Raw genomic sequence first — 26712 nt, forward strand, 5'->3', positions numbered from 1 at the left:
AGCAGCTGCTAAAGGCGCTGTTCGGCAAACAGTGGGTGGTGTATGCCAAGCGCCCCTTCTCGGGGCCTGAGCACGTGGTCGAGTACCTGGGCCGCTACACCCATAAGATAGCGATCTCTAACCATCGGATACAGGAGGTGGACGAGCAGTCGGTGAGCTTCTCTTATAAGGATTACCGGCAGGGGGCCAAAAGGCTGGAGATGAAGCTCGGGGGCATGGAGTTCATCCGCCGCCTGGCCCTGCACATTCTGCCCAAGGGCTTTGTCAGGATACGCCACTACGGCATACTCAGCGGCACTGCCAAGGGGGCGGCCATTCCGGTGATACGGGAGCAATTGCCCGGGGAGAAACGGCGGAAAGTGGAAGGGCGGCAGCTCCAGGAGTACAACCCGCTCGAGTGTCCCTGCTGCAAAAAGGAGACGATGCTCACCCTGCAGGTGCTCTCCAAGCGAGGGCCGCCACAGGGACTGAGGACGCAGCGTCACTACCGGGAGTTCGAGTAAGAACATAAAAAAAGCCACCCAAGAAGGTGGCCTGGCGCAGCTATGCCCTTACCAGAGCAAATACCCTGAAAAGAGCGGCAATCCTCTCCCGGAAACAGCAGAAAGTATCGTTCAATACCCTTCCAGGCTCACCTCCGTTGGGCCAGCCCGCTACCAGATAGCACCAAGAAGTAGTTCAGGGGCCAGCCTCTTCCGACTTAAAACCCATAACGGGTCGCACGGTTAGTGCAACCACGGCTTCATTGTCGGCACTCCGTACCCAACGAAGCCTTAGTTGTTAGGCTCAAGTTTTATTTTCTTCTTCCTCTTCTTCAGGAAAATCGTCAAAGCTTCCTTCTATTCTTGCTTCACAGGTTTCAAAGCCTAGAATATCTTGTTCCAAGTATTCTTCAAGTTGGTCAAACACAGCTTGGTAATCTCCTTCAGGTTTCATATCAAGAGCTACATAAATATTGTTAGCCCGTTCATAAGTAACACTTAGGCTTTCCATAGAGTCCAAAATTGCTTCTTGTTGGTATCTGTCTATATGTTTTTTGAAAAAGACCCGAAAGGTCCTATGACCACTTGGCGTTATAAGTTCTCTAATTTCAGGTATGTGATCTTCGGAATCAGGTGTTGCACGAACAATATCTTGAAAGTTAAGTCCATAAGCATAAAAGGGGACATTCTCGATTTTATATAAGTCATTCCCCAGTGGCTCAGCCCAAAGTGACTCGCCTCCGATTCCCCAGTGGTTCGGCAAATCAATATGTACTTTTAATAATCCTTCTTCGTTCATCTGAAATTAAGCCTAACAATCATTGGAAGGAGACGTCCTGTTGGTTTTGTAGGGATTGATGTCTTCTTCGGGTAGTTATCCGTGCTTGTTTTTCCTTTTTTTGTAGTTACTGTGTGGAATTTCTATTTTTATTGAGGGAAAAACAAGCTGCTCGTTGGGTTATTTTCTCCTTCTAAATGGCGGCTTTAGCCACGGGCCATACTGTTGATACGGGTATCGGCAATGTGGTCCGGGGCGGCAGGCTTTTTTTAGACATTTCATCACTGGCTTCTTTTATTAGCTTAAATGCCTGCACAAGAGCCACCTGTCCGAAGTTGGCTCACTTGACTTTGTCCTTTCCCAAGGCTAACTTCGCCCCTCAAAGTCTTGCATGGGACGCCCCCGTCCGAAAGCGCTGGCTTTCTCCCGGCAACGCCGCCGCAAGACTTGCCGGCCTAAACTCCATTTATGCCTTTGGCTCTTCTGCAGGCATTCCCTTTTTTATAGCCTGTGATTCCTCCCCGCCGGTAAAGCCTGAAAGCTTCGCCATTTTAAAATTTGAAAATAATCCCAATGACGGATTTAACGTTACTTGTGCAGCCGAAGCCCGTAGCGTAGCGAGGGTTAGTGCTGCACTTTGTTGTGGGGTGATATTCTTAATTTTTAGATTGGACTTCTGTCAGTACTTCTTTTAGCTGCTTTATGGTTGATGGTAAGTATGACTGGTCAGTTTCTATTATAAAGTCAACTGTTGCAGTATAGTCGCTGTTTCTTACATAACCTTTGATTTCAATCTGTCCTGTGGCGTTAGGTGTGAAGCGTAACTCTACATTATCTTCTATACTTGCAAACACGAAGCTATGCTTTAATGTATCATACAGCTTGCTTAAGTCCTTTTGAAACTGCGATAGTTCTCCAATCATAACATAAGCACCTATACTAGTAGTTATTCCACTAATATGTAGCTGAAGTGTGACCTTATAGAAATCGTCGTCAACAGCCCTTGTTTCACCAACTTCTGGGCAACTGATATTTAAGTATTCCGCACTATTACCTATTTTGATTTCCATAATCTTATTACTCCACAACGTGCTTGTATAGCGGATTGCGAGGCGTAGCCGCAGCATACCTGCTATACTTTGTTGTGTGGCGTTTATTTATTTAAGTTTATTGTCAATCAGTCTAATGAATTGAACATTTATTAATCTTTCATCTTCTTCTTTACAAATCAGTTGCATGCCAAAAGTGTAGTAATCAGAACCATTATAGAATTGAAGTACTAAGTTGGTAAAATGGCTAACTATTGATTCTGGTTTTTTAGTCTCCAATGAAACATTGTTTTGCTCATAAAAGCTGATCAAGTCATCCCAATTAAATTTTTCAGGTTCGGTCTGAGTCGGTTTGTGGTTTGTGTTATTTTCAAAAGTCTTTAAAAGGCCTTGTCCGTTTTTTTTCCATAAAACGTACTGCTTTTCGTAAGGAGAGGAACCATTGTCTGAAATTCTTTTGACTAACATTAAAGTGTCAATTCCTTTGGTTTTTAAATCACAAGCGAACGTTTCTGATATTTTATCAATTTCTGCAATTCCAGCTCGATTCCAGATATCATTGAAACCAAACTTCTTAAAATTGCAATCATGTTCTCCATAAGCATAAATTTCGTCCCATCTTTTTTGATGAGCTTCGTTGACATCTAAACTTTCTGGACTAACGATATAAGAGCATTTAATGGGTACATACTTATCCCTGATTTTGAGTATATAAATTATCTCGTTGTATTTGGATTTTGATACAAATACAATTTCTCCAATATCTCCGATTTGCGGTTCATAGCCATTCCAATATTCCTTTCCAGCTGTTTTTTTAATCTCGTCATTTGGCCATTTTATATTATCACTTCCATTCAGTGAGCTATAAATTCCGCCATTATGCCAAATCTTAACTTTTTGTCCGATTAATTCTTTGACATTCTTTATTTCCCCGCAATAATCTATTTTCTCCACAGTCCTTTCTATGTAGGAATAATGATTTTGGCCAGATAGATTCTGGAGAAATAAAAAGGACAATATGATTGTTAGTACTTTCATTTTTCAAATGCCACACAACTATTGGATATGCGTAAACATACGCTTATCTGCACTATGTACGGAAGTGGATTTGCCTGCTCTTCTTTCAATTTTTAAAGCTGCTTAGGCAGTTTGCCGTGTTGCCACTGTAATATTTTACTATTACAATATAAAAAATTTTATTCAAAGCACCAGTGCTTCCTACTTTATTTTAGGCACGATAGACTCAAAAAATGTCGAATGCCAGGCATAAAACAGCCCATTATTACCTTCATCATCCACAAGATGGCTTTAAAAGCTTGAATAAAGGGCAATAACAGTAAAAAAGGTAGCAGTATCAATGAGGCAATATTTGGTATTTCAGTGCAATTTCAATATCCGAATATATCCGCTTATAATCGGGTATATTCGCGTTATAACACGACTACAAGATTTTAAACAAATCTGAATCAGAAACTGGGAAACAGACACAATTCTGACTTATATCCCCGTTACTTCCTTTTAGTATAAAAAGTAGTGCAATTGCTTGGCTGATACATAGAATACAACAAGCAGGTAGCGTTAAGTAAACACCCCTTCTTCGTCTATGGCGTGAGAGGGTTAGGTTCCGGCGCCTGCCCTTCCAGTTCCGTTTTAGGGTTTTGGACGGTGATTTTTGCGTTCTCGGCCCGACCCCGATTTAGCTTTTTGTGTTTGCTCAGGCGGCCTTGCTTTCCCAGGGGACTTTCTTATATTTTGGTCATGATGCGAATTGTCAGAGACGAGGAGGAGTTCCTCTCCCCCCAGGAGCAGGAAGAGATGGAGCGTAGCCTGGAGGAGACCCGGGCGCTGCTGGAAGAGTGCCGCCAGGAGTTGGCCAGCCTGCAGGGGGATAGTCCGGTACAGCATCAGCCTTATAGCCCCCCTCCCTTGAGAAAATAACGACCCGGGTGCCCCTAGAGGCTGTAAGGGCGCATACATTACCGGCCCATTTTCAAGGTTTTGGGGCCATCTCACGCAGCCTGCTGTGCCAAAGGGGCCACCCTCTCCAGCTCTGAGGACGGGATAAGCCAGCGGCTTGGCCGGAGCACGTCCTTCTGGGCTTTTAACGTGCCTCTTTCAATGTAGTGGCGGATCGCTTTGTCCGTCACGTCGATTCCTCTGCTTTTTAGCTCTGCTCTAAACTCTCTTACCGAATAAAACGCTCTCATTTCCATCAATAATTAAGGTGACAACAAAATTTTACTGCTCTTTCGTTACACGCTATCGCTTTATCTTTCTCAAGTCACTTGCCTACATACTGCACCACATCTACCCGCAATTCCACATCACATCTCCAATCGCTCCATCTCGCGTTATCTATTCTCTCTTTTAATTTCCCTATAGTACAAGCCCGTACTCAACCGTCAACACCACATCCACTTAGCTCCAATAAACTTCGACACACGTACGCTACAAAATCCATAATGCTCACAAGTACACCTCACCTAAGTCACCGTCACTCAATACTCGCAACTCCAGCCACATCACGTCCTTCTTCGTCCTTCAACGTACCTCTTCGTCCCTATAACAGGGGACATTTCTAGGAATACACACACAGTTCTCCCTTAGGGGTGGGGGAACTGTCTGGGGAAACATTTCTGAGGTTTCCACACGCACCCGGAGACAAACAACCAAAAATCCCAGGGCTTGCGAATCGTTGCGCCGTCCATCGGTTGTTGCGCACCTTGCTCGCCGCTTTCGCTTTGTTCTCGGCTGTGGCTCTGAGCGCTTCTAGCCACGGGTAATGATCATGCGGAACAGAGACTACGGACAGATACACATGAACATGCTGGATGTTTAGCCTAAAGCTGAGAGAATCCAACCAAACTCCTCTTTCCTTTCACTACAGTATAGGAAAAAAGGGTGCAGGAGGTTAGTGCGGGAAGTGAATTTTTTTGCGGGTGCGTGGGGGAGACGGGGTGGGGCTGGCATGTCCACGGGCAAGAGACCTGCTGGCAGGCAGTGTCGTGTCAGGCGACCAGGAAGTGCGGAGGAGAGCCCAGGGCCAGCGGCGGCAGATAGCCCTGAAATGGCACAGGAATGCCGCGAAAAAGAGCGCTTATGGCGATTTCATGTGCCAGGTGGGAGTGAACTATGGCCTGAGGGAGAAGGCTAGCCAGAGGGCTAAAAAACGGATCTGGAAAGCTTTTTGAGTGCTGTCGTGCCTACTGGCGGACTTGCCCTTCTGCGCGCCAAGCCCAGCGTAGCGGCGCTGTCTCTTGCGCCTTTTTTGACATAGACGTAAATTGTGCGGTCAAACAGGCGCGCTGTGCCCTGTGGAGAGGGAGTGGCACTTGGGGTGATGCCGTACGTTTCCTGGTGTGGCTAAGTGGCCTTTGCGTACGGAATCCTCTTACGTACTGTATCAGTATCAGTAATTAGTGTACTGTATTATAAATACCCCCTCCCCCTCTCCACCACCATATATGTGTTCACTTTTTTCAGTGTCCCTAAGGGCGCAGGCAAGGGACGCAAGGGTATAAAGGGATCAAGACTTTGCTATGTACATCTATCTTCCGCAGGAGGTCGTCGACTGGGTCGACAGAGATTTCAACGGGCTTAAAGAGCTCGTATTAGGGGGCGGCGGGAAGTGGAGCCGCACCGTAGAGAAGCGGCTAAGGGAGAGGACCCTGTTCCTGATCTGGTACGTTATCACCAGGCGCCTTTTCCCCGCCAAGGGGGAAAACGGGGAGCGGCTCCGGGAGAAGTCAAGCCTGAGGGAGTTCGTCAGCATCCACCGCGACGAGCTCGCCCGCTACGGGGGGAGCACGCACTACTACAGCATCAGGAAATTTCTGGAGCAAGTCCCCGTCTTGGTGGTAAACGAGGCGTACTCGACGGGGCTGCCCGAGAGGAAAAAGGACTCCTTCACGAAGAGCTACAGGCTCGTGGGCGTGGAGTTTTCCTCCCGCTCCATCACCAGGGTGAAGCTCACTGACCCGCACCTGCTCAAAAAGCTTACTGCCGCCAAAGTAGGACAGGTGCCGGAGTACCTGCACCGCTACAGGCGGGAGGTGCTCAGCCGGGTATCGCTTAGCGAGGAGGCGGAGGAGAGCCTGCTGGCTAGCCAGGGGGACTATGAAGAACTTGAGTTCTACCGGGCGATCTACCCGGTCTATAACCTGAGGAGGAGGGACTACCTCAAGCTCGATAGGGAGGGCAGGCTCTACCACCCCTTCAACAGCCTGGACAACAGCCTACGCCGCTTCCTCAGGATAGACAACCGGCCGGAGCAGCCGGACTGGGTGGAGGTGGACGTGTCGGCCTGCTACTTCTTTATCTTCGGAGCTTACCTGGCCTTGGAGGGGAACAGGGGCCGGGACTTGGAGCGCTTCAACGCGATGGCAAGTGGCGGGGACCTCTACACGGCCCTTTACGATTACTGCCTGGGCGAGCTCATGAAGCAGGGGAGAGTGGGGGAGGTAGAGGAACTGGAGGAAAAGTACGGGGGAACCAAGGAACTGGTGAAGAAGGCGATGCTCAGGTCCCTCAACAGAAAGCCTAATAGCAACCTGAGCGCCATCAATCAGCACCTGACCCTGTACCGGGTGGCCCGGGAGTTCTTCCCCACCGTGTTCGGGGAGGTGGAGCGGCTTAACCGCGAGGACAACGCTGTCGTCTACCGCACCATTACCAGGCTGGAAAGCTCGGTCATGGTCGAGTACCTGGTGCCCCGGGCGCTGGACCTGCGGCTGGTCTTCATCACCAGGCACGACGGCGTGATCTGCCAGCGACAAGATTCCGACGCTATCCGGCAGCTGATACAGCAGGGTTTTAAGAAGAGGCTGGGCCGGGAGCCAAGTGTTAAGATCAAGCCCGTTAGGTAGTAATTAGAAGAGTGATTTACTACCTATTTGAATATGGAATGGCATTCATAATGCACACTTTAGAGTCTCATGAGGCCCTTCTGCTTTTGCTGATAACCATAATGGATGCTGGCTCAGCCTCGATTTCAGCAACGGTCCTTTGACGTGCAGCTTTAACCCAATCCGCCAGCTCTTGCTTGACAAAGTATAGCCGCTTGCCTTTCTTAAGGTGGGGTATCGATCTGGAGCTGGTTTTTTCATAGATGGCTGACTTTGATATGTTAAGGTATGCGGCAGCCTCGTCTACTGTTAAAAAATCACCAGATGACTGAGTGCAGTCTGTTTTATCCAGCCGTTCTTGAATGTCCAGCAGGATAGACTCTATACGGTCTATACGCTTCTCAATAATAGCAAAAGGGTTCTCCATCATACGCATTCCATCATTTGTTCCAATGCAAATATATAAAGGAGGTGCCCTGTGTTATTTGCGCTTTACTTGCGTATTATTTGCAAATGATTGTTGAGATGCCTTGCTTATAGCATCGAGTAGCCTTTGTTTGTGGCGTTTAAGTTCTTCACGTTCAGCCGGTCCGGGCGCATCACAGTATCTTTCTACATAGTTAAAGAGGTTCTGTCTGCTACCGATAATATTCCCAAAGGTGGTTTTTAGGGCACTAGTTAGCTGCTCCTTATTGGTAAAATGCTTGTTCATTAAATATCCTAGCTCATTTAACACAACAAGCATGATAGCATACTCTTTTTTTAATTTTACCTTTGAGTACAGCTCTTTCACGATGGGATACACCTTTTTACCATCCTCTGTCAGGTGGTAATAAAAACCGAACTCTCCATTTGAAGAGGGTGCCAGGTCTTGTTGCGGTAGTATTTGTTGAGGTTGTGATTTCTGTAGCGCTTGACCTTGCATAGGAGTTACGTTCGGCACAGAAATTTTTAATAGGGATACAATTTCTTGTTTAAGCTGATATAGAGGATAAAGTGCCATTGAGATAGCTCCATTTAAAAGCCTGTCCTTATCGAGTATCTTTTGTGGTTCATGACCGGGTAAGGAAAGTACTTGGTATGGAGGTTCCTTTCCCTGCAGACTGCATTGCTTTAACGCTTCAACAATTTTGTCCCAATATTCTGACTCTAGTTCATCCCTGCGTACGCAAATGTAGATGTCAACCTCGTGCAGAAGTGCTTTAAGCCTGTGAGGCTGATGGTTGTTTGTGATTTCTTCAATATAATCGAGGATTTCAAATCTATCAAATGCCTCCTCTTCTACTAGTTTTAGAAAATCTGTTAAACCTATTCTAGCTTTCATTGCTTCCTTTGCTGCTTTTCAATTTCCAGAACTGCTTGCCTTAGTCAATAACCAAGGGTGGGGAAAAACAATGTAGAGTAATGCGTTATACTGCCGTTTATCAGGCAGATATAACTGATATACTATATACCCCAAATTTAATGTATTTGTTTTTCCTATTATGTCCTGATACTAAGAATATATGCATGTAAGAGAGCCAAAGAATAGCTTAGGTTAATCTTTTGCTAAAATAAATACAATATCCTATATTTACTTTCTGGTATACCTCTTGAAAACATGCTTAATAAAAAAGCCCTCTCAGAACGTGATATCTGCACAAAGTTCATTACGCCTGCCCTCGCGACAGCTGGCTGGGATATACAGAAGCAAGTGCGGGAAGAGTGGTCTTTCACCGATGGCAGGATCATCGTAAGGGGGCAGAAGTACACCAGGGGCACGAAGAAACGCGCCGATTACGTGCTCTTCTACAAATCCACCATGATAGCCATCATAGAGGCCAAGGACAACAACCACTCCGTAGGCCATGGCATGCAACAGGCCAAGGAGTATGCTGACATTCTGGATATTCCCTTCGTGTACAGCTCCAACGGAGATGCTTTCCTGGAGCACGACACGACTAGAACGGATAGCGAGATAGAACGAGAACTGTTGCTTAGCGCTTTCCCCTCTCCGGAGGAGCTCTGGCAGCGCTACGCCGCCCACAAAGGCCTCACGCCGACGCAGCAGGAAGTGGTGAAGCAGGAGAACCACACTGACGAGACAGAGCAAGCGCCGCGCTATTACCAGCAGATCGCCATTAACCGCACGATAGAGGCTGTGTCCAGAGGTGACCGCCGCATGCTGCTTGTGATGGCCACCGGCACCGGCAAAACTTACACCGCCTTCCAGATTATCTGGCGCCTCTGGAAGACGAAGACCGTGAAACGGGTGCTTTTCTTGGCAGACCGCAACATACTGGTGGACCAGACCAAAACAGGCGACTTTCGCCCCTTTGGCTCGGACATCATGACCAAGATTGAGAAGCGGCAGGTGGACAAGTCTTACCAGATTTACTTTGCACTGTACCAAGGACTGACGGGAACCGAAGAGGAGAAAAACATCTTCAAGCAATTCTCTCCAGACTTCTTTGACATGGTGGTGGTGGACGAGTGTCACCGCGGTAGTGCCAGCGAGGAGTCTGCCTGGCGGGAAGTACTGACATACTTTAAGTCTGCCATACACCTGGGGATGACCGCCACCCCTAAGGAGACCAAAGATACATCCAACATCTACTACTTCGGGGACCCGCTCTATACCTACTCGCTCAAGCAAGGTATAGACGATGGCTTCCTGGCCCCTTACAAGGTGGTACGCATCAGCCTGAACGTGGATGAGGGCTACCGCCCGGAGAAGGGCAAACGGGACAAGTATGGCTACGAAGTGGAGGACCGGGAGTACAATACCCGCGACTTCGACCGAAACCTGGTGATAGACCAGCGGACCAAGAAGGTGGCCCGTAAGATAAGCGAGTACCTGAAGCAGACAGATCGGATGGCTAAAACCATTGTCTTCTGTGTGGACACCGAACACGCAGAGCGGATGCGCCAGGCGCTGGTAAACGAGAATAGCGATATGCTGCAGAAGTACCCCTATTACGTGGTACGCATTACTGGCGATGATGAGGTTGGCAAAAAGGAGCTGTATAACTTCTCGTCTGTAACAGAAAAACAGCCGGTGATTGCAACCACTTCTAAACTGCTGACCACGGGGGTGGACACTAAGATGGTCAAGCTGATCGTGCTTGACTCGGGCATACAGTCCATGACGGAGTTCAAGCAGATCATTGGCCGTGGCACCCGCCTGCGCGAGGACGACGGCAAGGTATACTTCACCATCCTAGACTTCCGGCAGGTAACCAAGCTGTTTGCCGATCCTGACTTTGACGGACCTCCCGAGATGGTGTATGAACCCGGTGAGGATGACTCTCCTGTGCCTCCTACAGGAACAGGCGGTGGCGGAGAAGAACTGCCGGACGGAAAGCCGATACCGGGCGAAGGGGCTGGTGATACAGGTAGTGACCCAGAGCCTGACAAGCCGAGGAAGTACTACATCAACGATGTGGCGGTGAAAGTGATTAACGAACGGGTACAGTACTACGGAGCGGACGGAAAACTCATCACTGAATCACTGAAGGATTACTCCCGCACGAAGCTGCTGAGTGAGTATGCTTCGCTGGACGACTTCCTGGTGAAGTGGAAGGCCAGTGAGCGCAAGGAGGTCATCATCAACGAGCTGGCCGAGAAAGGGGTACTGTTCGAGGAGTTGCAGCATGAGATCGGCAAGGATATGGATGCCTTTGACCTGATCGTCCACATCGCGTTTGACCGACCGCCCCTTACACGCAAGGAGAGAGCGGAACAGGTGAAGAAGCGCAACTACTTCGAGAAGTATGGCACTGATGCCCGTGAGGTGTTGCAGACACTGCTGGACAAGTATGCCGATGAAGGTATAAGCTCTCTGGAGAACAATACTGTGCTGACCGTAAAGCCGCTGAACCAGCTTGGCACCCCTATTGAAATAGTGCGCCGCTTCGGTAAGAAGGCTGACTTTGAGAAGGCGATTAACGAACTGGAGCAGGAGCTTTACAAAACAGCATAACAAATGGACGTACTAAACGAGCTGGAGTTGCAGAAAGCTTACCTGAAGCTGGTTCGCGACCCAGAGGTAGACAAACTAGAACTGGCGCTTAACAAGCCTAACATATTTTCCATACTCTCCATAGGGCATATGGAAATACGCCACTCCAATTTCCTGGGCTGGCTTCTTGACCCCAAGGAAAGCCACGGGCTAAATGATATGTTTCTGAAGCGGTTCCTAAGGGAGATCTTCTTTGATGGAAAAATAGAAGGGCTTTACCCTATTGATGCAGAGCGGCTAAACTACCAGAATGTTGAGATCAGAAGGGAGTGGAGAAACATCGACCTATTTATTAAGTTTTCTGACCTGATTATCTGCATCGAAAACAAGATCTGGTCGAAAGATCATTCCGAGCAGCTTAGCCGCTACAAGGCTATTGTCCATGAAGAGTACCCAGATACGAAGATTAAGAAGGTATTTGTGTACCTGACTCCGTACGGCGGTGCCAGCTCCCATGAGCAAGACACTTACGCTTTCATATCTTACCAGCACATTATACAGATTCTGGATCGTATCTTGTCCGTCTATAAGGACTTTATTGCACCACAGTCCTCCTATTATATTCAAGACTACATTAAATCGTTAAAACGCAATCTTATGGGCAGCGATGTAACCAATGATATGGCTAGAGAAATTTACCTCAACCATAAGAAACTGCTGGACTTTATCTTCGAGAACAAACCGGATCATACCGATGAATTCACAAATCTGCTAGGGTCATATCTGAGAAATAACGGATATAGCTTAGGCTCAACAGCAAAACACTATGTGAGGTTCTTACCAAATGCACTGAACCCTCTTGTACCTAGGTACAAAAAAGTTAAATCTGGTTGGGCTAAGAAAGAGGCTTTCCAATTTGAATTTCAGCTGGATAAAGATAAACTCATTTTCAAAGCCACAGGCGCTCCTTCAGGGCCAAACAGTGCATATAAAGAGAAGTTAACCGAAATTATGAATGGAGTTGATGGTGTGAGAGGAAACCAGGATAAGAGCTGGCAGAGCTTCTTCAGGGAAGAAGTGAAAATGGACATCGAGGAGCTGATGCGGAATGATCCTAAAACCAGACCTGCAGAATTTCAAACCTTCTGGAATGGCAAAGTTTACCCGATCATAGAAAAAGTAAAAGGTGCTATGCTTGCTCATAAAGAGGAGCTGATGGCCTTAAAACAAGAAGTAGAACAATAAAAATTACGCTTACAAATACATTTACATGAGTAACCTTTCAGGTATAATTAAATCCATCCGCGACATCATGCGCCAGGATGCGGGAGTGGACGGGGATGCACAGCGTATCTCCCAGATGGTGTGGATGCTTTTTTTGAAAGTTTTTAGCGACAAGGAAGAAGAGTGGGAACTGACTATAGACAACTATAAATCGCCGATACCTGCCAAGCTGCAGTGGAGCAACTGGGCTGCCGATGAGGAAGGTATGACCGGCGACGAGTTGCTCGACTTTGTGAACAACGAGTTATTCGAGACGCTGAAGAACCTTGACGTGGCACCGAAGACCGACCCGCAGGGATGGATCGTGAAGCAGGTGTTTGAGGATACCTACAACTACATGAAGAGCGGCACGCTGATCCGTCAGGTGATCAACAAGATCAACCAGATCGACTTCAACTCTTCTTCGGACCGACACCTGTTTAACGATATTTACGAGAACATGCTCAAGGAGCTGCAAAGCGCCGGCTCCTCGGGCGAGTACTATACCCCGCGTGCCGTAACGCAGTTTATGGTAGACATGACAGCTCCGCAGATAGGTGAAAGCGTGCTGGACCCTGCCTGCGGAACGGGCGGCTTCCTGACCTGCGCCATTGAGCACGTGCGCACCCAGCTGAGCAACCCAAGCGACATACAGACGCTGCAGGAAAGCTTTCAGGGTGTAGAGAAAAAGCCGCTGCCGCACATGCTGGCCACTACTAATCTGATGCTTCATGGCATGGATGTGCCGGTGATCCGCCACGATAACCTGCTGGTGCGGCCTTACGATAGTTGGGGGCCGAAAGACCAGGTAGATATTGTGCTGAGCAATCCGCCTTTCGGGGGAACCGAGGAAGAAGGCACTGACGCTAACTTCCCGCCCAAGTTCAAGACGAAGGAAACTGCCGACCTGTTTATGGCCCTGATCATGCGCCTGCTTAAAGACAACGGACGCGCTGCGGTGGTACTGCCCGACGGTACGCTGTTTGGCGAGGGTGTGAAAACGCGCATCAAAGAGGAGTTGCTGAGCAAGTGTAACCTGCACACCATCGTGCGCCTGCCCAACGGCGTGTTTAACCCTTACACCAGCATCAAAACCAACCTGCTGTTCTTCACCAAAGGCCAGCCTACCAAAGACGTTTGGTACTTCGAGCACCCCTACCCCGCCGGGCAGAAAAGCTACAACAAGGGCAAGCCGATCAACATAAAGGAGTTTGACCTTGAAAAGGCTTGGTGGCATAACCGCGAGGAGAACGAGTACGCCTGGTGCGTGCCGGTGGAGGAAATCGTGGCTCGCAACTACAACCTCGACATCAAGAACCCACATGCCCCGGAAACGGCTCTTGGCGACCCGAACGAGCTACTGGCACAGCTGCAGCAAACGGCACAGCGCGTAAAGGCGCTGCAGCAGGACATTGTAAATGCATTGGAAGAATCCCTGTTAAGCTAAGCCGCGCATGTTACTACTGGAACAATTCGAAAACCTGACGCTGCACCCTAAAAATGCAGCCAGGCTAAAAGAACTCGTCCTGCAGCTGGCCGTGCAGGGAAAACTGACCGAAAACTGGCGCAGGCAAAACCCGGATGTAGAGCCTGCCGCAGAACTGCTGAAACGCATTGAAGCGGAGAAGGCACAGTTAGTGAAGGAGAAAAAGATTAAGAAGGAGAAACCGTTGGAGCCAATTTCAGAGGATGAAGCACCTTATACTTTGCCAGAAGGATGGATGTGGTGTAGGCTTCAAGATTGTTTAGACGTGAGAGATGGCACACATGACACACCAAAATACCATCCTGAGGGAATTCCACTAGTTACAAGTAAGAACATCTCTTCTGGAAAGTTAAGCCTTGAAAATGTAAAGTATATTTCTCAAGAAGATCACATTGAGATTTCTAAGAGATCTAAAGTAGATAAGGGTGACATACTCTTTGCTATGATTGGTTCTATAGGGAATCCTGTTATTGTTGATGTAGAGCCAAACTTTAGTATAAAGAACGTAGCTCTTTTCAAGTATTTCATTGAGAATTCCCCAGCACCTTATTATCTATTGCTATACTTAAACCATGCACAAGTGGAAATGAAGAATTCTGCCACTGGTGCGGTACAATCATTTGTATCACTCAGTGGGTTAAGGCAATATCCTTTCCCCCTACCTCCCCTTGCCGAGCAGGAAGCCATTGTGGCGCGGGTGGAAGAGCTGATGCAGAAAATTGAGGAGCTGGAGAAGCAAACGGCAGAACGCATACAGCTGAAGCAGCACCTGGGAGCCGCCGCCTTACAACAATTAACTGCCGCCACAGACGAGGAACTGGAGCAAAACTGGTTTTTCCTGAAGCAGCACTTCCATACGATGTTTGATGATGCCGCGAACGTAAAAAAGCTCCGCGAAACCATCCTTCAGCTGGCTGTACAGGGCAAACTCACTGCCAACTGGCGCACCCAGAACCCTACCACCGAGCCAGCCTCCGACCTCCTGAAACGCATTCAGGCAGAGAAGGCGCAACTGGTAAAGGAGAAGAAGATCAAAAAGGAAAAACCGCTGGAGCCGATTGCAGAGGATGAAGTGCCTTATGCTTTGCCGGAGGGTTGGGTTTGGTGTAGAATGGCAGACATTGCGAGCAAGCTTGGAGCAGGAAGCACACCTAAAGGAGGCAAGGAAGTATACGTGGAAGAAGGTATACCTTTCTTACGCTCACAAAATGTTTATGATGATGGTCTTCGGTTAAATGGCGTAGCACAAATTACAGAGGCTGTTCATCAGAAGATGTCTGGTACACATGTTCAGCCGAAGGATATACTACTTAACATCACAGGCGGCTCTATAGGTAGATGCGCGTTGGTCGCAGATGATTTTGATACTGCCAATGTAAGCCAGCACGTAGCCATTATAAGACTGGTTGACTCAGGTATAAGAAAGTATATTCACTACCTGATGACATCAGAAATGATACAGCGCCTAATTATGGATGTACAAGTAGGTGTTTCGCGTGAAGGGTTAAGTATGACTAAGCTTCGTGAGTTCCTCATTCCTCTTCCTCCCCTTTCTGAACAGAAAGCCATTGTTGCCAAAGTAGACCAACTGATGCAGCTGTGTGACCAACTGGAGCAGCAGATTCAGCAGTCAAAACAAGAAGCAGAGGCGCTGATGCAGGCGGTGGTGCAGGAGGCTTTGCAGGTGCAGGAAGAGGTAGAGCTATGAAAGTATCATTCATCTTAGGAGCTGGTTTTTCCTTCAATGCTGGCTTACCCATGGCAAAGGATATTTGGGATAGATTAACTAATCCTGAAATCGAGGAGATGACACTCTGTTTAGGCTCTAGTGAATGGAAATGGGCTGACTTGACATCTGGTCCAGATTTACATAATGGTCGTTTAAGCTTCGAACGAGTGCCTATAACTCTATTACTAAAGAATGCAATTGCAACATTTCAGGCTACATCACCTCCCGAAGAGCATAATTATGAAGCCTTTTATGCTTGGATTTGGGAAATAGATGATGAGGGTGAAGTATGGCAAAATATAAAGCAGCAAACGGCAATTGAAGTCAGAGATAAGTTTCCAGATAGCGACGTCCTTCAGGGTATCTCTTTAAGCACGAAAAACTTACTCTTCTGCCTTGTGCACTTAATAGATGATTTATTGTGGCCCCGTAAGCCGCTTCAAGAGTATTCAGATCTGTATGCTCCATACTTGAGCTTGATGAGTAATCAAGAACATGACGTACGAATCTACACATTAAATCACGACCGCATTGTTGAAAAGCTATTAGACAGGTGGTGGCTCAAATACTCAGATGGGTTTACAATCGAAAATAGTCCGCTTATCGATCCTAACGATGATCCTGTGTCTATATTCGGCAATTCTTTTGAAGAGCGCATTAAGCTTTACAAACTTCACGGTAGCATAGATCAGCACCTGTACGTCTATGCAAACGAAACGGATAAAGCTGGAGAGTATGACTACTTTAAGACCTTGGATTACCACACAAAGCATTCGGCTAAATATGTTGATGCTTCAGGAGAGGTCAGACAGCATCATAACTTTTACATTGAGCCTCGCTTCATTACAGGCAGGAACAAACTGGTTTTGATTAAAGAAGACTACATGTATACTGCTTTATATGAGGCTTTTAAAAATGATCTTCCTGGATCTGATCTACTAATTATAAATGGCTATTCATATCTAGACCCTCATGTAAATGATGTGATTGAGAGGTCTAGAGATTCTATTGGTAAGATAATCAACATCAATCCAGGAACTACTTTTCCTCTTGAGCACTCCAATTTTATGAATATCAACCCTCTAAATGAGGCTATCATACTTGACTAAGTAAGTCCAACTCTTCAATCTACCTCTGATGATCAAAAAAATCTACATCAAGAACTTTCGCTCTATTAAAGAACTAACAATAGAGCCTAGTAACTTATGTGCTCTAGTCGGTCCTAACAGCGCTGGGAAGACTAATGTTCTTAAGGCAATAGATTTAGTCATTGGAGAGGGATGGACCACAAAAGCAAAGGTTGCAAGAGAGTTATTCAATGATCCTGATCAGGAAATAGCCATAGACATAGAGTTTACAGAAGACATTCCCCACTCCTACTACAGCGAAACATATAATGTTTACCGTGCGACTTTAAGAATGAATTTGTATCCTAATTTATCATGCGAGACAAGATTACATGTACGAGAAAGTGACAAGTCTTTGTATGTTAATGAAGAGTTCAAAAAGAATTGCCACTTCATCTACTTTCCATCTAGCCGAGAGCTAAGCGCGCAAATGAGAATAAGCAACTGGACTTTGTTAGGAAAGCTAATGAAGATTGTCTATGATAACTATGTAAATTATTATACTTCTGAGGAAGATTTGAAAGAAGTTTTCAAGGGATTAATGCTTGCTCCTAAGGATTTTTTAGAAGCAGACTTTGATCAAAGTAACATTACTTTTCACAAGTTTTCCAGCACATTTGATAAGTACTGTAAGCTTAATTCAGCTGGCATCGCCAATTCATTTTCACCGGAGCTCAATATTTACAACCTCAATTGGTTCTACAAAACACTTCAAATTTCCGTCACAGAGTCCACTAGCGACAAAACATTCGATTGCGAAGAGTTAGGGTCTGGTATGCAAAATCTGATTCTATTATCAATCTTTCAGACGTACGCCGAGTTAATGGGTGGCAAAGTGATATTTGGGTTAGAAGAGCCAGAAATATACTTGTACCCGCAGGCACAGAGGGCTCTTTACAAGAACTTCCAAAAGCTGTCCGAGCAATCACAAATATTATATACTACACATTGCCAAAACTTTGTGGATGCTGCTAGAGCTTATGAAGTAGTGATGCTTAAGAAAGATTCTAACGGCACTAGCTGTAATATTAGGGCGTCTTTCATGACTAAAATGCAGGCAGAGAAAGAAAGGTTTAAAATTTTCACCCAATTTAATACAGAGAGAAATGAGCTGTTTTTCGCCAAGAAGGTAGTTTTAGTTGAAGGAGATACAGAAAAGATGATGATCTCTACACTTTGCGAATACCATTGGAAAATAGATCTTGACACGCTTGGTATCTCAATTATTGAATGTGGTGGGAAATCCGGAGTCCTCTATTTTGCAGGAGTATGCAAACTCTTAGGTATAACAGAACACTTTGGCCTGTGGGATAAGGATAAAGACGTCGAGAAAAAGGGGCTTCTAGATGAGATGCTGAAGAACGGTAATGGGTATGAATTCAACCCAAATCTTGAAGCTTTTATTAATACTATAGATGAAAATGCAGAGCTATCTTCATCGTCAGGCAATAAGATCAAACGGATACATGATTGGGTAATAAACTGCCATCCAGAGAATATACCTTCTGAGTTTGATGCACTTAAGAAGTTTATTGTAGGTGAAGAAGCTAATAAAGTGCTGGTAGAAGAAAATTATAGTGACAGCATCTCCAGTACAGAAGAATCAGATGGAGCTTTAACAGCAATATAGCTCCCATGCATGAAGCGAAATCAAGTCAGAACAGCTCACCTACCACATGAAAAGTAATTCAACATCACCACTTCTACGCCCAAAAGTTTTAGACGTCTTGCTTCGTTGCTTAAAGCTTTATACTCAAGCTGTACTACAGTCTGATTGGGCCAAAGATGAAAAGTATAAGTTTGAATTCGCCTATTGGCTAACCTCAAGGATTAACTTCCAAAGTCAGACAGATCAAGAAGTTCTTGATCTATGCATTGAGAGCCAGCAGCAACGTTATACAGAGTCAAAGGGGGTTAATTTCATCCTTTCTGCAGGAAGAGAAAAAAGAAGCGTCTTCATAACCATGAACGATGTCTTACTCTTCAGAAAGGTAGCGAATGGCGGTTCTTTAACAGCCTCAGATCTGGATACTAGAGGCATGAGCTTTACCGGGCTAAGTAGTTGGCTTGGGACTCTCTTTCCTGAAACTTATGCCCCAATTGCTGCTAAGGAGGAGATTGATGCCTTTCGTAAAATCTGGGATAACCCAGATTTACCGCTAAAGGGGTACAAGGGCTTTTCCGCCAATCAACCTTATGGTCAAGCTCTGGTAGTATTTATTGAAACTCATGGGAAAGAAGCAGCAGTTGCATATATGAAGGAGTTAAATATCACCTCCCCATCAAGGCTCTTCTACAACTGGTTAGCACAAGACTTTACCATCTATATAAAGCGAGAACTTATTGATAAAGGCTTATTCCCTCAAGCCTCCTCAATTCCACAATCTTCAGCCACTACTATGCAGCAGAATAATTTCTCCTTTAACACAATTCTCTACGGTCCTCCGGGCACAGGAAAAACATATAATACAATTGAGCTTGCCGTTGAGCTGGTTACAGGTAGGAAGAATGCATCTCACTCCGAAAACAAAAAGACATTCGATCTATTGAAGAAGGAGGGCCAAATAGAGTTCATCACCTTCCACCAAAATTACTCTTATGAGGATTTCGTGGTTGGCATAAAACCAGACCTGGATCATGCTGACCTAAAGTTCCGGAAGAATGAGGGCATCTTCTACAAGATCTACGAAAGGGCAAGGCTATCCTATGAAAAGCAAGACGATAAAAAGAAAGACCACACTAAGTCACAGGCTCAAGCGAGCAATTCGAATTTTCTAAAACCTTTTGAGGAGGTCTTTAAGGAATACTTCAGTCCTCTGATAAAAGATAGGCAAGAGATCAAAATTACGATGAAATCCGGAAAGACTTTAACGGTCAGAGAGATTGATGGGGACCGTGTCAGACTTCGGTATCACGACGGATCAGAACAGCACTCATTAGGCAAGGACCTCCTCAAACAAGCATATGAAAACCGTAAGGCATTTGAGAATAAAGAGATAGTTGATAATGGCTATATTACCTACTACAGGTATGTCTTAGAGGAGCTTTGGAAAAAAGGCAAGCAATTTGGTACAACTAAGCAGTCTAGCACAGTTGAACAACCTAATACTGTACCGCAGCTAAAAAAATATGTCCTGATAATTGACGAGATCAACAGGGCTAACATCTCCCGCGTGTTCGGGGAACTGATCACGTTGCTGGAGGAAGACAAGCGCCTGGGAGCCGAGAACGAGCTGAGGCTTACGTTACCGAACGGAGAGCAAGACTTCGCTCTTCCTCCAAACCTCTACATCCTCGGCACCATGAACACGGCCGACAAATCTATTGCGCTGGTGGATATCGCCTTGCGCAGAAGGTTCGAATTCAGAGGTTACTACCCTACAAAGTCAGTTATAGACAAATTGTCCGCAGAGGGTAAACTGCACGACGATGTGCCTGGCCTGCTGGCGGCTCTCAACAAGAAGATATTCGATAAGAAAGGAGCAGGCTTCCTGGTTGGCCACGCTTATTTCATCAACAAGATCACAGACCACGACCTACTTACTACCCTGAAGCGTAAGGTTATTCCGCTGCTTATGGAGTACTTTTCTGGAAAGATTGATTTGGTACGCGACTTGTTCAGCAACAGCGGGTATGACGTTAGCTACGACACGGACAACTACGACTGGACAATAACCAAAGCCTAGGTATGCTGTTTGAGTATAGTGCTTTTCACCCGCTTGGCAACCTAAACAGAAAGAAGCTGGAGGCGTTCCTGCAGCAGGTATGGAAGGGCCGCTATGTCGCCTACGCTGCAGAGTTTCTGGAGGAGAGCGCTACCCCGGACGAAGAGAAGCAGTACCAGCCGTTTCTGAGGTTCGATGGGAACGAGTTCAGAACCCAGAACTTTATAGGCTTTATCCAGCAGGATGGGGAAACCATCGAGATCTACCCTAAAGTCTTCAAAAGGACGCCTTCTGCCAGCAAGGAACTCGTGCTGGACCACATCTTCTACTGGTTCAGCTACTGCAGCAAGCTTCATTTCCCCGTTCTAGAAACTGCTTTAGACAAGCGGGACGCGGACTCCCTGCCAGAGCTGTTAATCTGGCATTTTGCCAACTACACCGCAGAGGTCATAGCTACGCAGCCCTACAGCCAGTATGAGGAGGTGACAGAGGTGCTTTACTCTCCCAAAGGCAGGATAGACTTCAGCGCCTATATCCGCAACGGGATCACGAGCGGCAACTATCACCACATCGACTGTGTGCACGAGCCGTTACTATACGATAACACGCTCAACCGTGTAATCAAGTATGTGTGCCGCCTGCTGCAAAACAGCGTTAACCTCGCCAGCACGCAGTCGCTGCTGCAGCAGATAACATTTCTACTGGACGAGGTGGAGGACGTGCCATGTGCTGCGTCTGATCTGGACACCGTATCGCTTAACCCGCTCTTCACGGAGTACGAACCAATAATTGAATGGTGCAAGCGCATACTCAACCAGCAGCTTTACTCTTCCAGTGCATATGACAGCCTGCAGTGGTCTTTGCTGCTGCCGATGGAGTATGTTTTTGAGGATTTTATAACCGGCTTTATCCGGAAGCATTTTGGCAACGTCTACAAGGTGCATGCACAGAAGTCTGACCTCTACTTTTCCGCAAGCCCGAGAGCCTTCCAGATGCAGCACGACATCTTTCTGGAGCACAGAAAGACAGGGGAGAAGATAATCATCGATACCAAGTACAAGCCTCGCTGGGATTTGAATCAGGCTGATGTAAAGCAGGGAGTGGCGCAGTCGGATATGTACCAGATGGTCAGCTATGCTTACAGAAGGGGCTGCAGCAATGTAATTCTTCTTTATCCGAATACATCGGAGAAATTAGCTGATGCGCATACTTTCAGCATTCCCTCAGGCTCTGGAGATAGTAGCGTAAACGTTAAAGTATGCGAGGTGCCTTTTTGGAGTAGAAGCGACTATAGAAAGGTAGAGAAAGACTTAAGAGTTATTCTAGACAACGTCTTGCAGTATTAGACACCTGCTTCCTTAATTAAACATCATCAGTCAAAATGTATGCAAATTGTATGTACATAAAAAAAGCCACTTAGCGATTTTACTCGTAAGTGGCTGATTTTCAAGTGGTCGCGAAGGGAGTCGAACCCCTAACCTTCTGATTCGTAGTCAGATGCTCTATCCAGTTGAGCTACGTGACCATTTTTCCGTTATGGTGATGCAAAGTAAAGGCCTTTTTTCTTGCGATGCAAGCCCTAAAGCGAATTTTTCTCAATTTTTTGCTGTCGCTTTTCGAAGTGCACGCTTCAGGGCGTGATCAAAAATAAAGTATAATCCACCTATTGATATGATTACCAGCGCGATCATCAACAGTTGACTTCCTTTGTTGCTGCCGGGGTCCTGCAGTAATTTTATGACGTCGCTGGCCTGCGTACCTACCCAGAAGAAGAAAAGCGTGCGGGGCAACATCCCTACAATGCTTGCCAGAAAAAAGCGGGTCTTGTCAACCTGGAGCAGTGAGAGCACAAAATTCATAAGCGCGAACGGCAGTACGGGCGAAATGCGGGTTAGAAAGATCAGGCTCCAGCTTTGGTTGCGGAGTTCCTGCATCAGGTACATCGTTTTCTCGAAGCGGTTTAGAAAGGCCATCATCTTGCCATGGTCGATAAGCCGCGCTAAGGTATAGCCGATGAGCGAAGCGATGCCATAGGATACCACTACCCCGGCAAAGCCTGGCCAACCCAAGTAAAAACCGCTCACCAACGCCACAAACGTTGTCGGGGTGAGAGCCAGTGACATGGTAATGGAAATTACGACAAAATAAAGGAGCATCTGTGGCCAGCTCAGGTCCTGGAGCAGGGTTTCGTGCTGGTACAGGTATACAGCCGCCGAGGAGCTGACAACCAGCGGCACAATAACCAACAGCAGCATAGAAATAAACGAAGACGCGTTTTCCCGTATAAAAGTCCGCAGCATGGACAGTTTAAGCATAATAGGCGTTTTAGTCAAAGATAGAGCCTTGCAGCCAAAGATTTTGCTGAAGGTATACGTAGATTGCAGTACAGGCAATAAAATATTTAGGATCTGTGCTAAGAAGCGCGAAGCTCACAGCAGTCATTTAACTCCTGTGGTGTAAATTTATTAACTTGCATCAAATCATTTATCCATAAAATAGATACTATGAAATTCGGAACAAAAGCTATACATGCCGGTGTGGAACCGGACCCAACCACAGGCGCTATCATGACGCCCATCTACCAGACTTCCACTTACGTTCAACGTTCGCCGGGCGACCACAAGGGCTATGAGTATTCACGTACACACAACCCGACACGTACCGCCCTGCAAAACGCACTGGCCGAGTTGGAAAACGGTAAACATGGCCTTTGTTTCTCTTCAGGTATGGCTGCTATCGATGCCATTATCAAAATGCTGAAGCCGGGCGACGAAGTAATTTCGACCAACGACCTGTACGGCGGGAGCTACCGCATCTTCACCAAAATTTTTGCCAACTACGGTATCAAGTTCCACTTCACCGACATGAGTGACCTGAGTAAGGTAGAGGCGCTGGTAAACGAGAATACCCGCATGATCTGGGTAGAGACGCCGACCAATCCGCTGCTCAACATCATCGACATCAAGGGCTGCGCCGTCGTTGCCAAAAAGCACAACCTGTTGCTGGTAGCCGACAACACCTTTGCTACCCCGTTTCTGCAGACCCCTCTTGATATGGGAGCTGACATCGTGATGCACTCGCTCACCAAGTACATGGCCGGTCACTCGGATGTGGTGATGGGCGCTGTGATCGTGAAAGATGACGAGTTGCACGAGAAACTGGCTTTTATTCAGAACGCCTGCGGTGGCACGCCTGGTCCGCAGGACTGCTTCCTGGTATTGCGTGGTCTTAAAACCCTGCATATCCGGATGGAGCGCCACTGCGAAAACGGACGCGCTGTAGCCCAGTACCTCAAGAACCATGAGAAGGTAGAGAAGGTATACTGGCCGGGCCTGGAAGACCATCCCAGCCATCGCGTTGCTAAAGAGCAGATGCGTTCGTACGGCGGCATGGTTTCGTTTGTTCTGAAAGGTGATAAGATGGAAGACGCTATTGCTGCGCTGGAGCGCTTTAAGTATTTCGCTTTGGCTGAGTCACTGGGTGGTGTGGAATCGCTTTGCGGGCATCCTGCCTCTATGACGCACGCCAGTATACCTAGCGCCGAACGCCTGAAGGCTGGCCTGAGCGACTCACTGATTCGCCTGAGTGTAGGTATAGAAGACATTGAAGACCTGCTGGCTGACCTGGAGCAGGCTATCGGATAATCATAAAAATGACTGAAAGGTATAGCCGTTCCGCGCACAAGTGGGGCGGCTATTTTTCGTAAGGTAGAGGTATAGATGGAAGAGCAACACATCTTGTTCTGGGAAAAGCAACGGTTCACGCAGTTCTGGCTATGGGCGCTGCTGCTGGGACTAGCGGCCATCCTGCTGGCTGGTTTTGTGTACCAGGTACTGCTGGGTGGTACCTTTGGCAACCGGCCTGTGTCGGATGTGCAGCTAAGTATCATGGCGGCACTGATCGGCTTCGGACTTCCTTTCTTTTTCTATTGGATGACCTTGATCACCGAGGTAAAGCCAGGTATACTGCAGGTGCGTTTCCGGCCTTTTCATCTGAAACCGGTGCGTATACTTTTGCATACCGTGCGCGATTTTGAGAAGGTAATGTATGATCCAATCCGTGAATACGGTGGCTGGGGTATACGCTGGGGAGCAAAAGGCAAAGCTTACAGCATGTCGGGCAGAGAAGGGGTGTTGCTGCGCTTCTATAATCAGCAACCGCTCCTGATTGGCTCGAAGCGTGCCGGAGAGTTGTTTGCGGCTATAGAACAGGCCAAGGCTCAAGGCAAAGGTATAGCGGACTGAATTGACAGGTATAGCAAGGTATAGCAAGGTATAGTAGGTATAGAAAAGGCCGCTGTTCGATAGGAGCAGCAGCCTTCTTATTCTATGTAGATATAGCGGTTTACTTGATATTCTGGATGCCCAGGATCTTGTAGATTTCCGTGAAGTCAGGTGTCAGGATGATTTCGGTACGGCGGTTCTTGGCTTTGGCGGCAGGCGTGCGGCCTGTGTCAATCGGCTGGAAGAAGGCACGTCCGGCCGGTGTGATGCGGTCAGGTGACAGCCCACGCTTGGCCATCAGGCGGGTAATTTCGGTTGCACGCAGCACGCTCAGGTCCCAGTTGTCGGCGATGTCCTTGGTGCCTGGCCGAACCTCCACGTCATCGGTGTGGCCTTCTACCATCACGCCTACGCTCTGGTTTTTCTTCAACACATCCACCAATTGGTCGAGGGCTTCCTTTCCTGTGTTGTTTACCTTTGTGCTGCCTGTGGCGAACAAAAGCTTGTCGGACATAGATACGTATACCTTGCCGTCTTTGATGTTCACGCTCAAATCGCCTTGGTTAAAGCCGGAAAGCGCGGTATTTACTTCGTTGCGCAGATCGTCCAGAATCTTCTTCTGATCGTTCATGGCGCGCTCCAGTTCCGCCAGTTTCTGCTCACGCTCTCGCAGTGTGCTGTTCAGTTCTTTTTCCTTATCGCGGCTGGCAGCTTGTTCGCGTTCAAGGGCCTCCTTGCTGGCTTTCAGCTCGTCGTACTTTTTAGAAGAAACGCATGATGACATTAAGGCGCCACATAACAGTAGTGATAATGATGCTTTCGTGAAATTAGCTTTCATGTGTGTTTAGGTGTTAATTGATCAGGTTGTTTGTAATTGATTTTACGGGCAACTATGGAACAGAACGAAAAACGAGGCTTATAAGTATAAACCGGCTCAGTTCCGCTCCTTTGTAACCTCCATTGCTAGGCAAATAGCATGCTAAACCTATATATTATATAGCAGATGGAGAGATAAATGTTTTGGTGTTTTAATAAAAGGCCGGGAAAGAGCGGTTGATGAAGATCTGGTGACTTGAAAGTTGGAATTGGCTTGAACAGCAGATAAGTGCAGGTATAGAAACAAAGGCAATCGGAATGCTAGTAGCCTTCCTTTAGTATCGATTTTTTACTCATCATTTCTGCGCACCCACTCCAGGGCCTGCTCGCGCTCCATTACTTCAAAGTGTTTTATTTTTGCCGTAGTAAAAGGGCTTGCCATTACAGTGAGCCAGTCCAGCCACCTGCGGTTGCCTACGAGCGCTACTTTCATAAAGTCGCCAGCGTGGCGGAAGTCGAACTTGAGGTCTTCCCAAAGTGCCTGCAGCGAAATTTCCTCGGCATCCTGCAGTTCGGCATATACCCGTATCTTACCGTATTGTTTGATTTTCTCTTCCAGAATCGGTAACATCACTTCGTAGTCATGCCGGTCTATGCTGCCCGCCAGACGAAAAGCAACCAGCTCATCTCGAGACTCTTCAAGTAACTGTAGCATTGGGATCAGGTTTGTCGTCATAAATACGTAACGACGATGACCACGTTCAAGTATAGTATTTAGTTACGGCGATACTTATACCTGTTATTGTACAATATCTGAGCCTATTGGGCAACCAGCATGCTTAGCTGCCGCAGCAATACGTCACGGATAGTAGTGGTACTGCCGTCAGCAAACCGGATGCTGTAAGGCGTGCCCGACGAGGATTCAGAGGCCAGCTTTGTGATGAATCCCTCCGCTGTTTTTATTTTGGATGCATGCTTTTTCCATTTTGAAGACAAGTGCGCTGCAGCCTTTTCAGGGGCAAATTCACTGTTGTTTCGAATAAATGTGGCGCCTTCGAGGGTACGGATGTATTCGATCAGCAGCTGAACTTTCTGGTCTTCAGACATCGTTGCGGAAGAGTTGCTGTTTTCGTAAGAACCTTGCGCTGCAGCCGGGTGCAGTGCACTTTGGATTAGTTGGATGGCCACTGCCAGTAATAGTACTCTGAACATGGTTTTTGTACTCGTTTATTTTAAAAAAAATCTGTTCGGAAAAGTAATTTTGCAATCCGATAAGGCACTTAATTTCAAGTCGTAACGTTAGATTCAGA

24 protein-coding genes and 1 tRNA gene are annotated in these 26712 nt (G+C 46.9%); 14 read left to right on the forward strand and 11 right to left on the reverse strand.

What is annotated here, in order from left to right; translation table 11 throughout:
* Positions 1-503: transposase (locus K3G39_RS18165; RefSeq protein WP_220627597.1), on the forward strand; the 503-nt coding region annotated here is incomplete at its 5' end.
* A 283-nt stretch (positions 504-786) separates the two neighbouring features.
* Here the strand turns inward: K3G39_RS18165 and K3G39_RS18170 are convergent.
* Positions 787-1281 (reverse strand): DUF4265 domain-containing protein, encoded by a 495-nt coding sequence (locus K3G39_RS18170; RefSeq protein ID WP_220627598.1) that lies wholly within the window; start codon positions 1279-1281, stop codon positions 787-789.
* A 176-nt stretch (positions 1282-1457) separates the two neighbouring features.
* Here K3G39_RS18170 and K3G39_RS18175 point away from each other — a divergent pair, with 176 nt between their 5' ends.
* Positions 1458-1955, forward strand: a complete 498-nt coding sequence (locus K3G39_RS18175) for a hypothetical protein (protein ID WP_220627599.1) — start codon at positions 1458-1460, stop codon at positions 1953-1955.
* On the opposite strand, the gene K3G39_RS18180 is transcribed toward K3G39_RS18175, so the two are convergent.
* Together K3G39_RS18180 and K3G39_RS18185 are read right to left on the reverse strand one after the other, a co-directional pair.
* Entirely contained in the window at positions 1917-2330 is a 414-nt protein-coding gene (locus K3G39_RS18180) for a hypothetical protein (RefSeq protein WP_220627600.1), read from the reverse strand. The two genes, K3G39_RS18175 and K3G39_RS18180, sit on opposite strands and share 39 nt — an antisense overlap.
* A gap of 87 nt (positions 2331-2417) precedes the next feature.
* Positions 2418-3263, reverse strand: coding sequence for a hypothetical protein (locus K3G39_RS18185; RefSeq protein ID WP_220627601.1), 846 nt, complete (start codon positions 3261-3263; stop codon positions 2418-2420).
* An 804-nt stretch (positions 3264-4067) separates the two neighbouring features.
* On the opposite strand from K3G39_RS18185, the gene K3G39_RS18190 reads away from it, so the two are divergent.
* Positions 4068-4247, forward strand: a complete 180-nt coding sequence (locus tag K3G39_RS18190) for a hypothetical protein (protein WP_220627602.1) — start codon at positions 4068-4070, stop codon at positions 4245-4247.
* A gap of 71 nt (positions 4248-4318) precedes the next feature.
* Here the strand turns inward: K3G39_RS18190 and K3G39_RS18195 are convergent, their stop codons facing one another.
* Positions 4319-4516: a hypothetical protein gene (locus tag K3G39_RS18195; protein WP_220627603.1), complete on the reverse strand. Its 198-nt coding sequence runs from the start codon at positions 4514-4516 to the stop codon at positions 4319-4321.
* 1332 nt (positions 4517-5848) lie between these two features.
* On the opposite strand from K3G39_RS18195, the gene K3G39_RS18200 reads away from it, so the two are divergent.
* Positions 5849-7174, forward strand: a complete 1326-nt coding sequence (locus K3G39_RS18200; RefSeq protein ID WP_220627604.1) for a hypothetical protein — start codon at positions 5849-5851, stop codon at positions 7172-7174.
* Between the two features lie 67 nt (positions 7175-7241).
* On the opposite strand, the gene K3G39_RS18205 is transcribed toward K3G39_RS18200, so the two are convergent.
* Positions 7242-7583, reverse strand: coding sequence for a helix-turn-helix domain-containing protein (locus K3G39_RS18205; RefSeq protein WP_220627605.1), 342 nt, complete (start codon positions 7581-7583; stop codon positions 7242-7244).
* A gap of 51 nt (positions 7584-7634) precedes the next feature.
* Complete coding sequence (locus K3G39_RS18210) at positions 7635-8477, reverse strand: hypothetical protein (protein WP_220627606.1); 843 nt, start codon at positions 8475-8477, stop codon at positions 7635-7637.
* A gap of 276 nt (positions 8478-8753) precedes the next feature.
* On the opposite strand from K3G39_RS18210, the gene hsdR reads away from it, so the two are divergent.
* Genes hsdR through K3G39_RS18250 form a run of 8 tightly spaced genes read left to right on the forward strand, consistent with a single transcriptional unit; the run spans position 8754 to position 21709 of the window.
* Positions 8754-11114, forward strand: coding sequence for an EcoAI/FtnUII family type I restriction enzme subunit R (gene hsdR / locus K3G39_RS18215; RefSeq protein WP_220627607.1), 2361 nt, complete (start codon positions 8754-8756; stop codon positions 11112-11114).
* 3 nt (positions 11115-11117) lie between these two features.
* Positions 11118-12338, forward strand: coding sequence for a PD-(D/E)XK nuclease family protein (locus K3G39_RS18220; protein ID WP_220627608.1), 1221 nt, complete (start codon positions 11118-11120; stop codon positions 12336-12338).
* A gap of 25 nt (positions 12339-12363) precedes the next feature.
* Complete coding sequence (locus tag K3G39_RS18225) at positions 12364-13803, forward strand: class I SAM-dependent DNA methyltransferase (protein WP_220627609.1); 1440 nt, start codon at positions 12364-12366, stop codon at positions 13801-13803.
* Between the two features lie 7 nt (positions 13804-13810).
* Complete coding sequence (locus K3G39_RS18230) at positions 13811-15550, forward strand: restriction endonuclease subunit S (RefSeq protein ID WP_220627610.1); 1740 nt, start codon at positions 13811-13813, stop codon at positions 15548-15550.
* Positions 15547-16680 carry an SIR2 family protein gene (locus K3G39_RS18235; protein WP_220627611.1) on the forward strand — a complete coding sequence of 378 codons (1134 nt, stop codon included), beginning with the start codon at positions 15547-15549 and terminating at the stop codon, positions 16678-16680. Before K3G39_RS18230 ends, K3G39_RS18235 begins: the two co-directional genes overlap by 4 nt.
* A 28-nt stretch (positions 16681-16708) precedes the next feature.
* A complete protein-coding gene (locus K3G39_RS18240) occupies positions 16709-18328 on the forward strand; it encodes an ATP-dependent endonuclease (RefSeq protein WP_220627612.1) in 1620 nt (539 codons plus the stop codon).
* A gap of 46 nt (positions 18329-18374) precedes the next feature.
* Positions 18375-20384 (forward strand): McrB family protein, encoded by a 2010-nt coding sequence (locus tag K3G39_RS18245; RefSeq protein ID WP_255594486.1) that lies wholly within the window; start codon positions 18375-18377, stop codon positions 20382-20384.
* A gap of 2 nt (positions 20385-20386) precedes the next feature.
* Positions 20387-21709 carry an McrC family protein gene (locus tag K3G39_RS18250; RefSeq protein WP_220627613.1) on the forward strand — a complete coding sequence of 441 codons (1323 nt, stop codon included), beginning with the start codon at positions 20387-20389 and terminating at the stop codon, positions 21707-21709.
* Between the two features lie 105 nt (positions 21710-21814).
* Here the strand turns inward: K3G39_RS18250 and K3G39_RS18255 are convergent.
* Positions 21815-21888 (reverse strand) — tRNA-Arg (locus K3G39_RS18255).
* Positions 21889-21958: 70 nt separating this feature from the next.
* Positions 21959-22678 (reverse strand): TVP38/TMEM64 family protein, encoded by a 720-nt coding sequence (locus K3G39_RS18260; protein WP_220627614.1) that lies wholly within the window; start codon positions 22676-22678, stop codon positions 21959-21961.
* A 189-nt stretch (positions 22679-22867) separates the two neighbouring features.
* Here K3G39_RS18260 and K3G39_RS18265 point away from each other — a divergent pair, with 189 nt between their 5' ends.
* Together K3G39_RS18265 and K3G39_RS18270 are read left to right on the forward strand one after the other, a co-directional pair.
* Positions 22868-24007 carry a cystathionine gamma-synthase gene (locus K3G39_RS18265; RefSeq protein ID WP_220627615.1) on the forward strand — a complete coding sequence of 380 codons (1140 nt, stop codon included), beginning with the start codon at positions 22868-22870 and terminating at the stop codon, positions 24005-24007.
* Between the two features lie 75 nt (positions 24008-24082).
* A complete protein-coding gene (locus K3G39_RS18270; protein WP_220627616.1) occupies positions 24083-24607 on the forward strand; it encodes a hypothetical protein in 525 nt (174 codons plus the stop codon).
* 100 nt (positions 24608-24707) lie between these two features.
* Here K3G39_RS18270 and K3G39_RS18275 read toward each other — a convergent pair whose 3' ends face one another.
* From K3G39_RS18275 to K3G39_RS18285, 3 genes are all read right to left on the reverse strand, one after another.
* The gene (locus K3G39_RS18275) at positions 24708-25424 is read right to left on the reverse strand and encodes an OmpA family protein (protein WP_220627617.1); all 717 of its coding nucleotides are present in this window, start codon (positions 25422-25424) and stop codon (positions 24708-24710) included.
* A 327-nt stretch (positions 25425-25751) separates the two neighbouring features.
* A complete protein-coding gene (locus tag K3G39_RS18280; protein ID WP_220627618.1) occupies positions 25752-26117 on the reverse strand; it encodes an STAS/SEC14 domain-containing protein in 366 nt (121 codons plus the stop codon).
* 104 nt (positions 26118-26221) lie between these two features.
* Positions 26222-26614, reverse strand: coding sequence for a DUF5329 family protein (locus K3G39_RS18285; RefSeq protein WP_255594487.1), 393 nt, complete (start codon positions 26612-26614; stop codon positions 26222-26224).
* Positions 26615-26712 lie beyond the last annotated feature (98 nt).

It is taken from the genome of Pontibacter sp. HSC-14F20, from assembly GCF_019599265.1.
Lineage (GTDB): Bacteria > Bacteroidota > Bacteroidia > Cytophagales > Hymenobacteraceae > Pontibacter.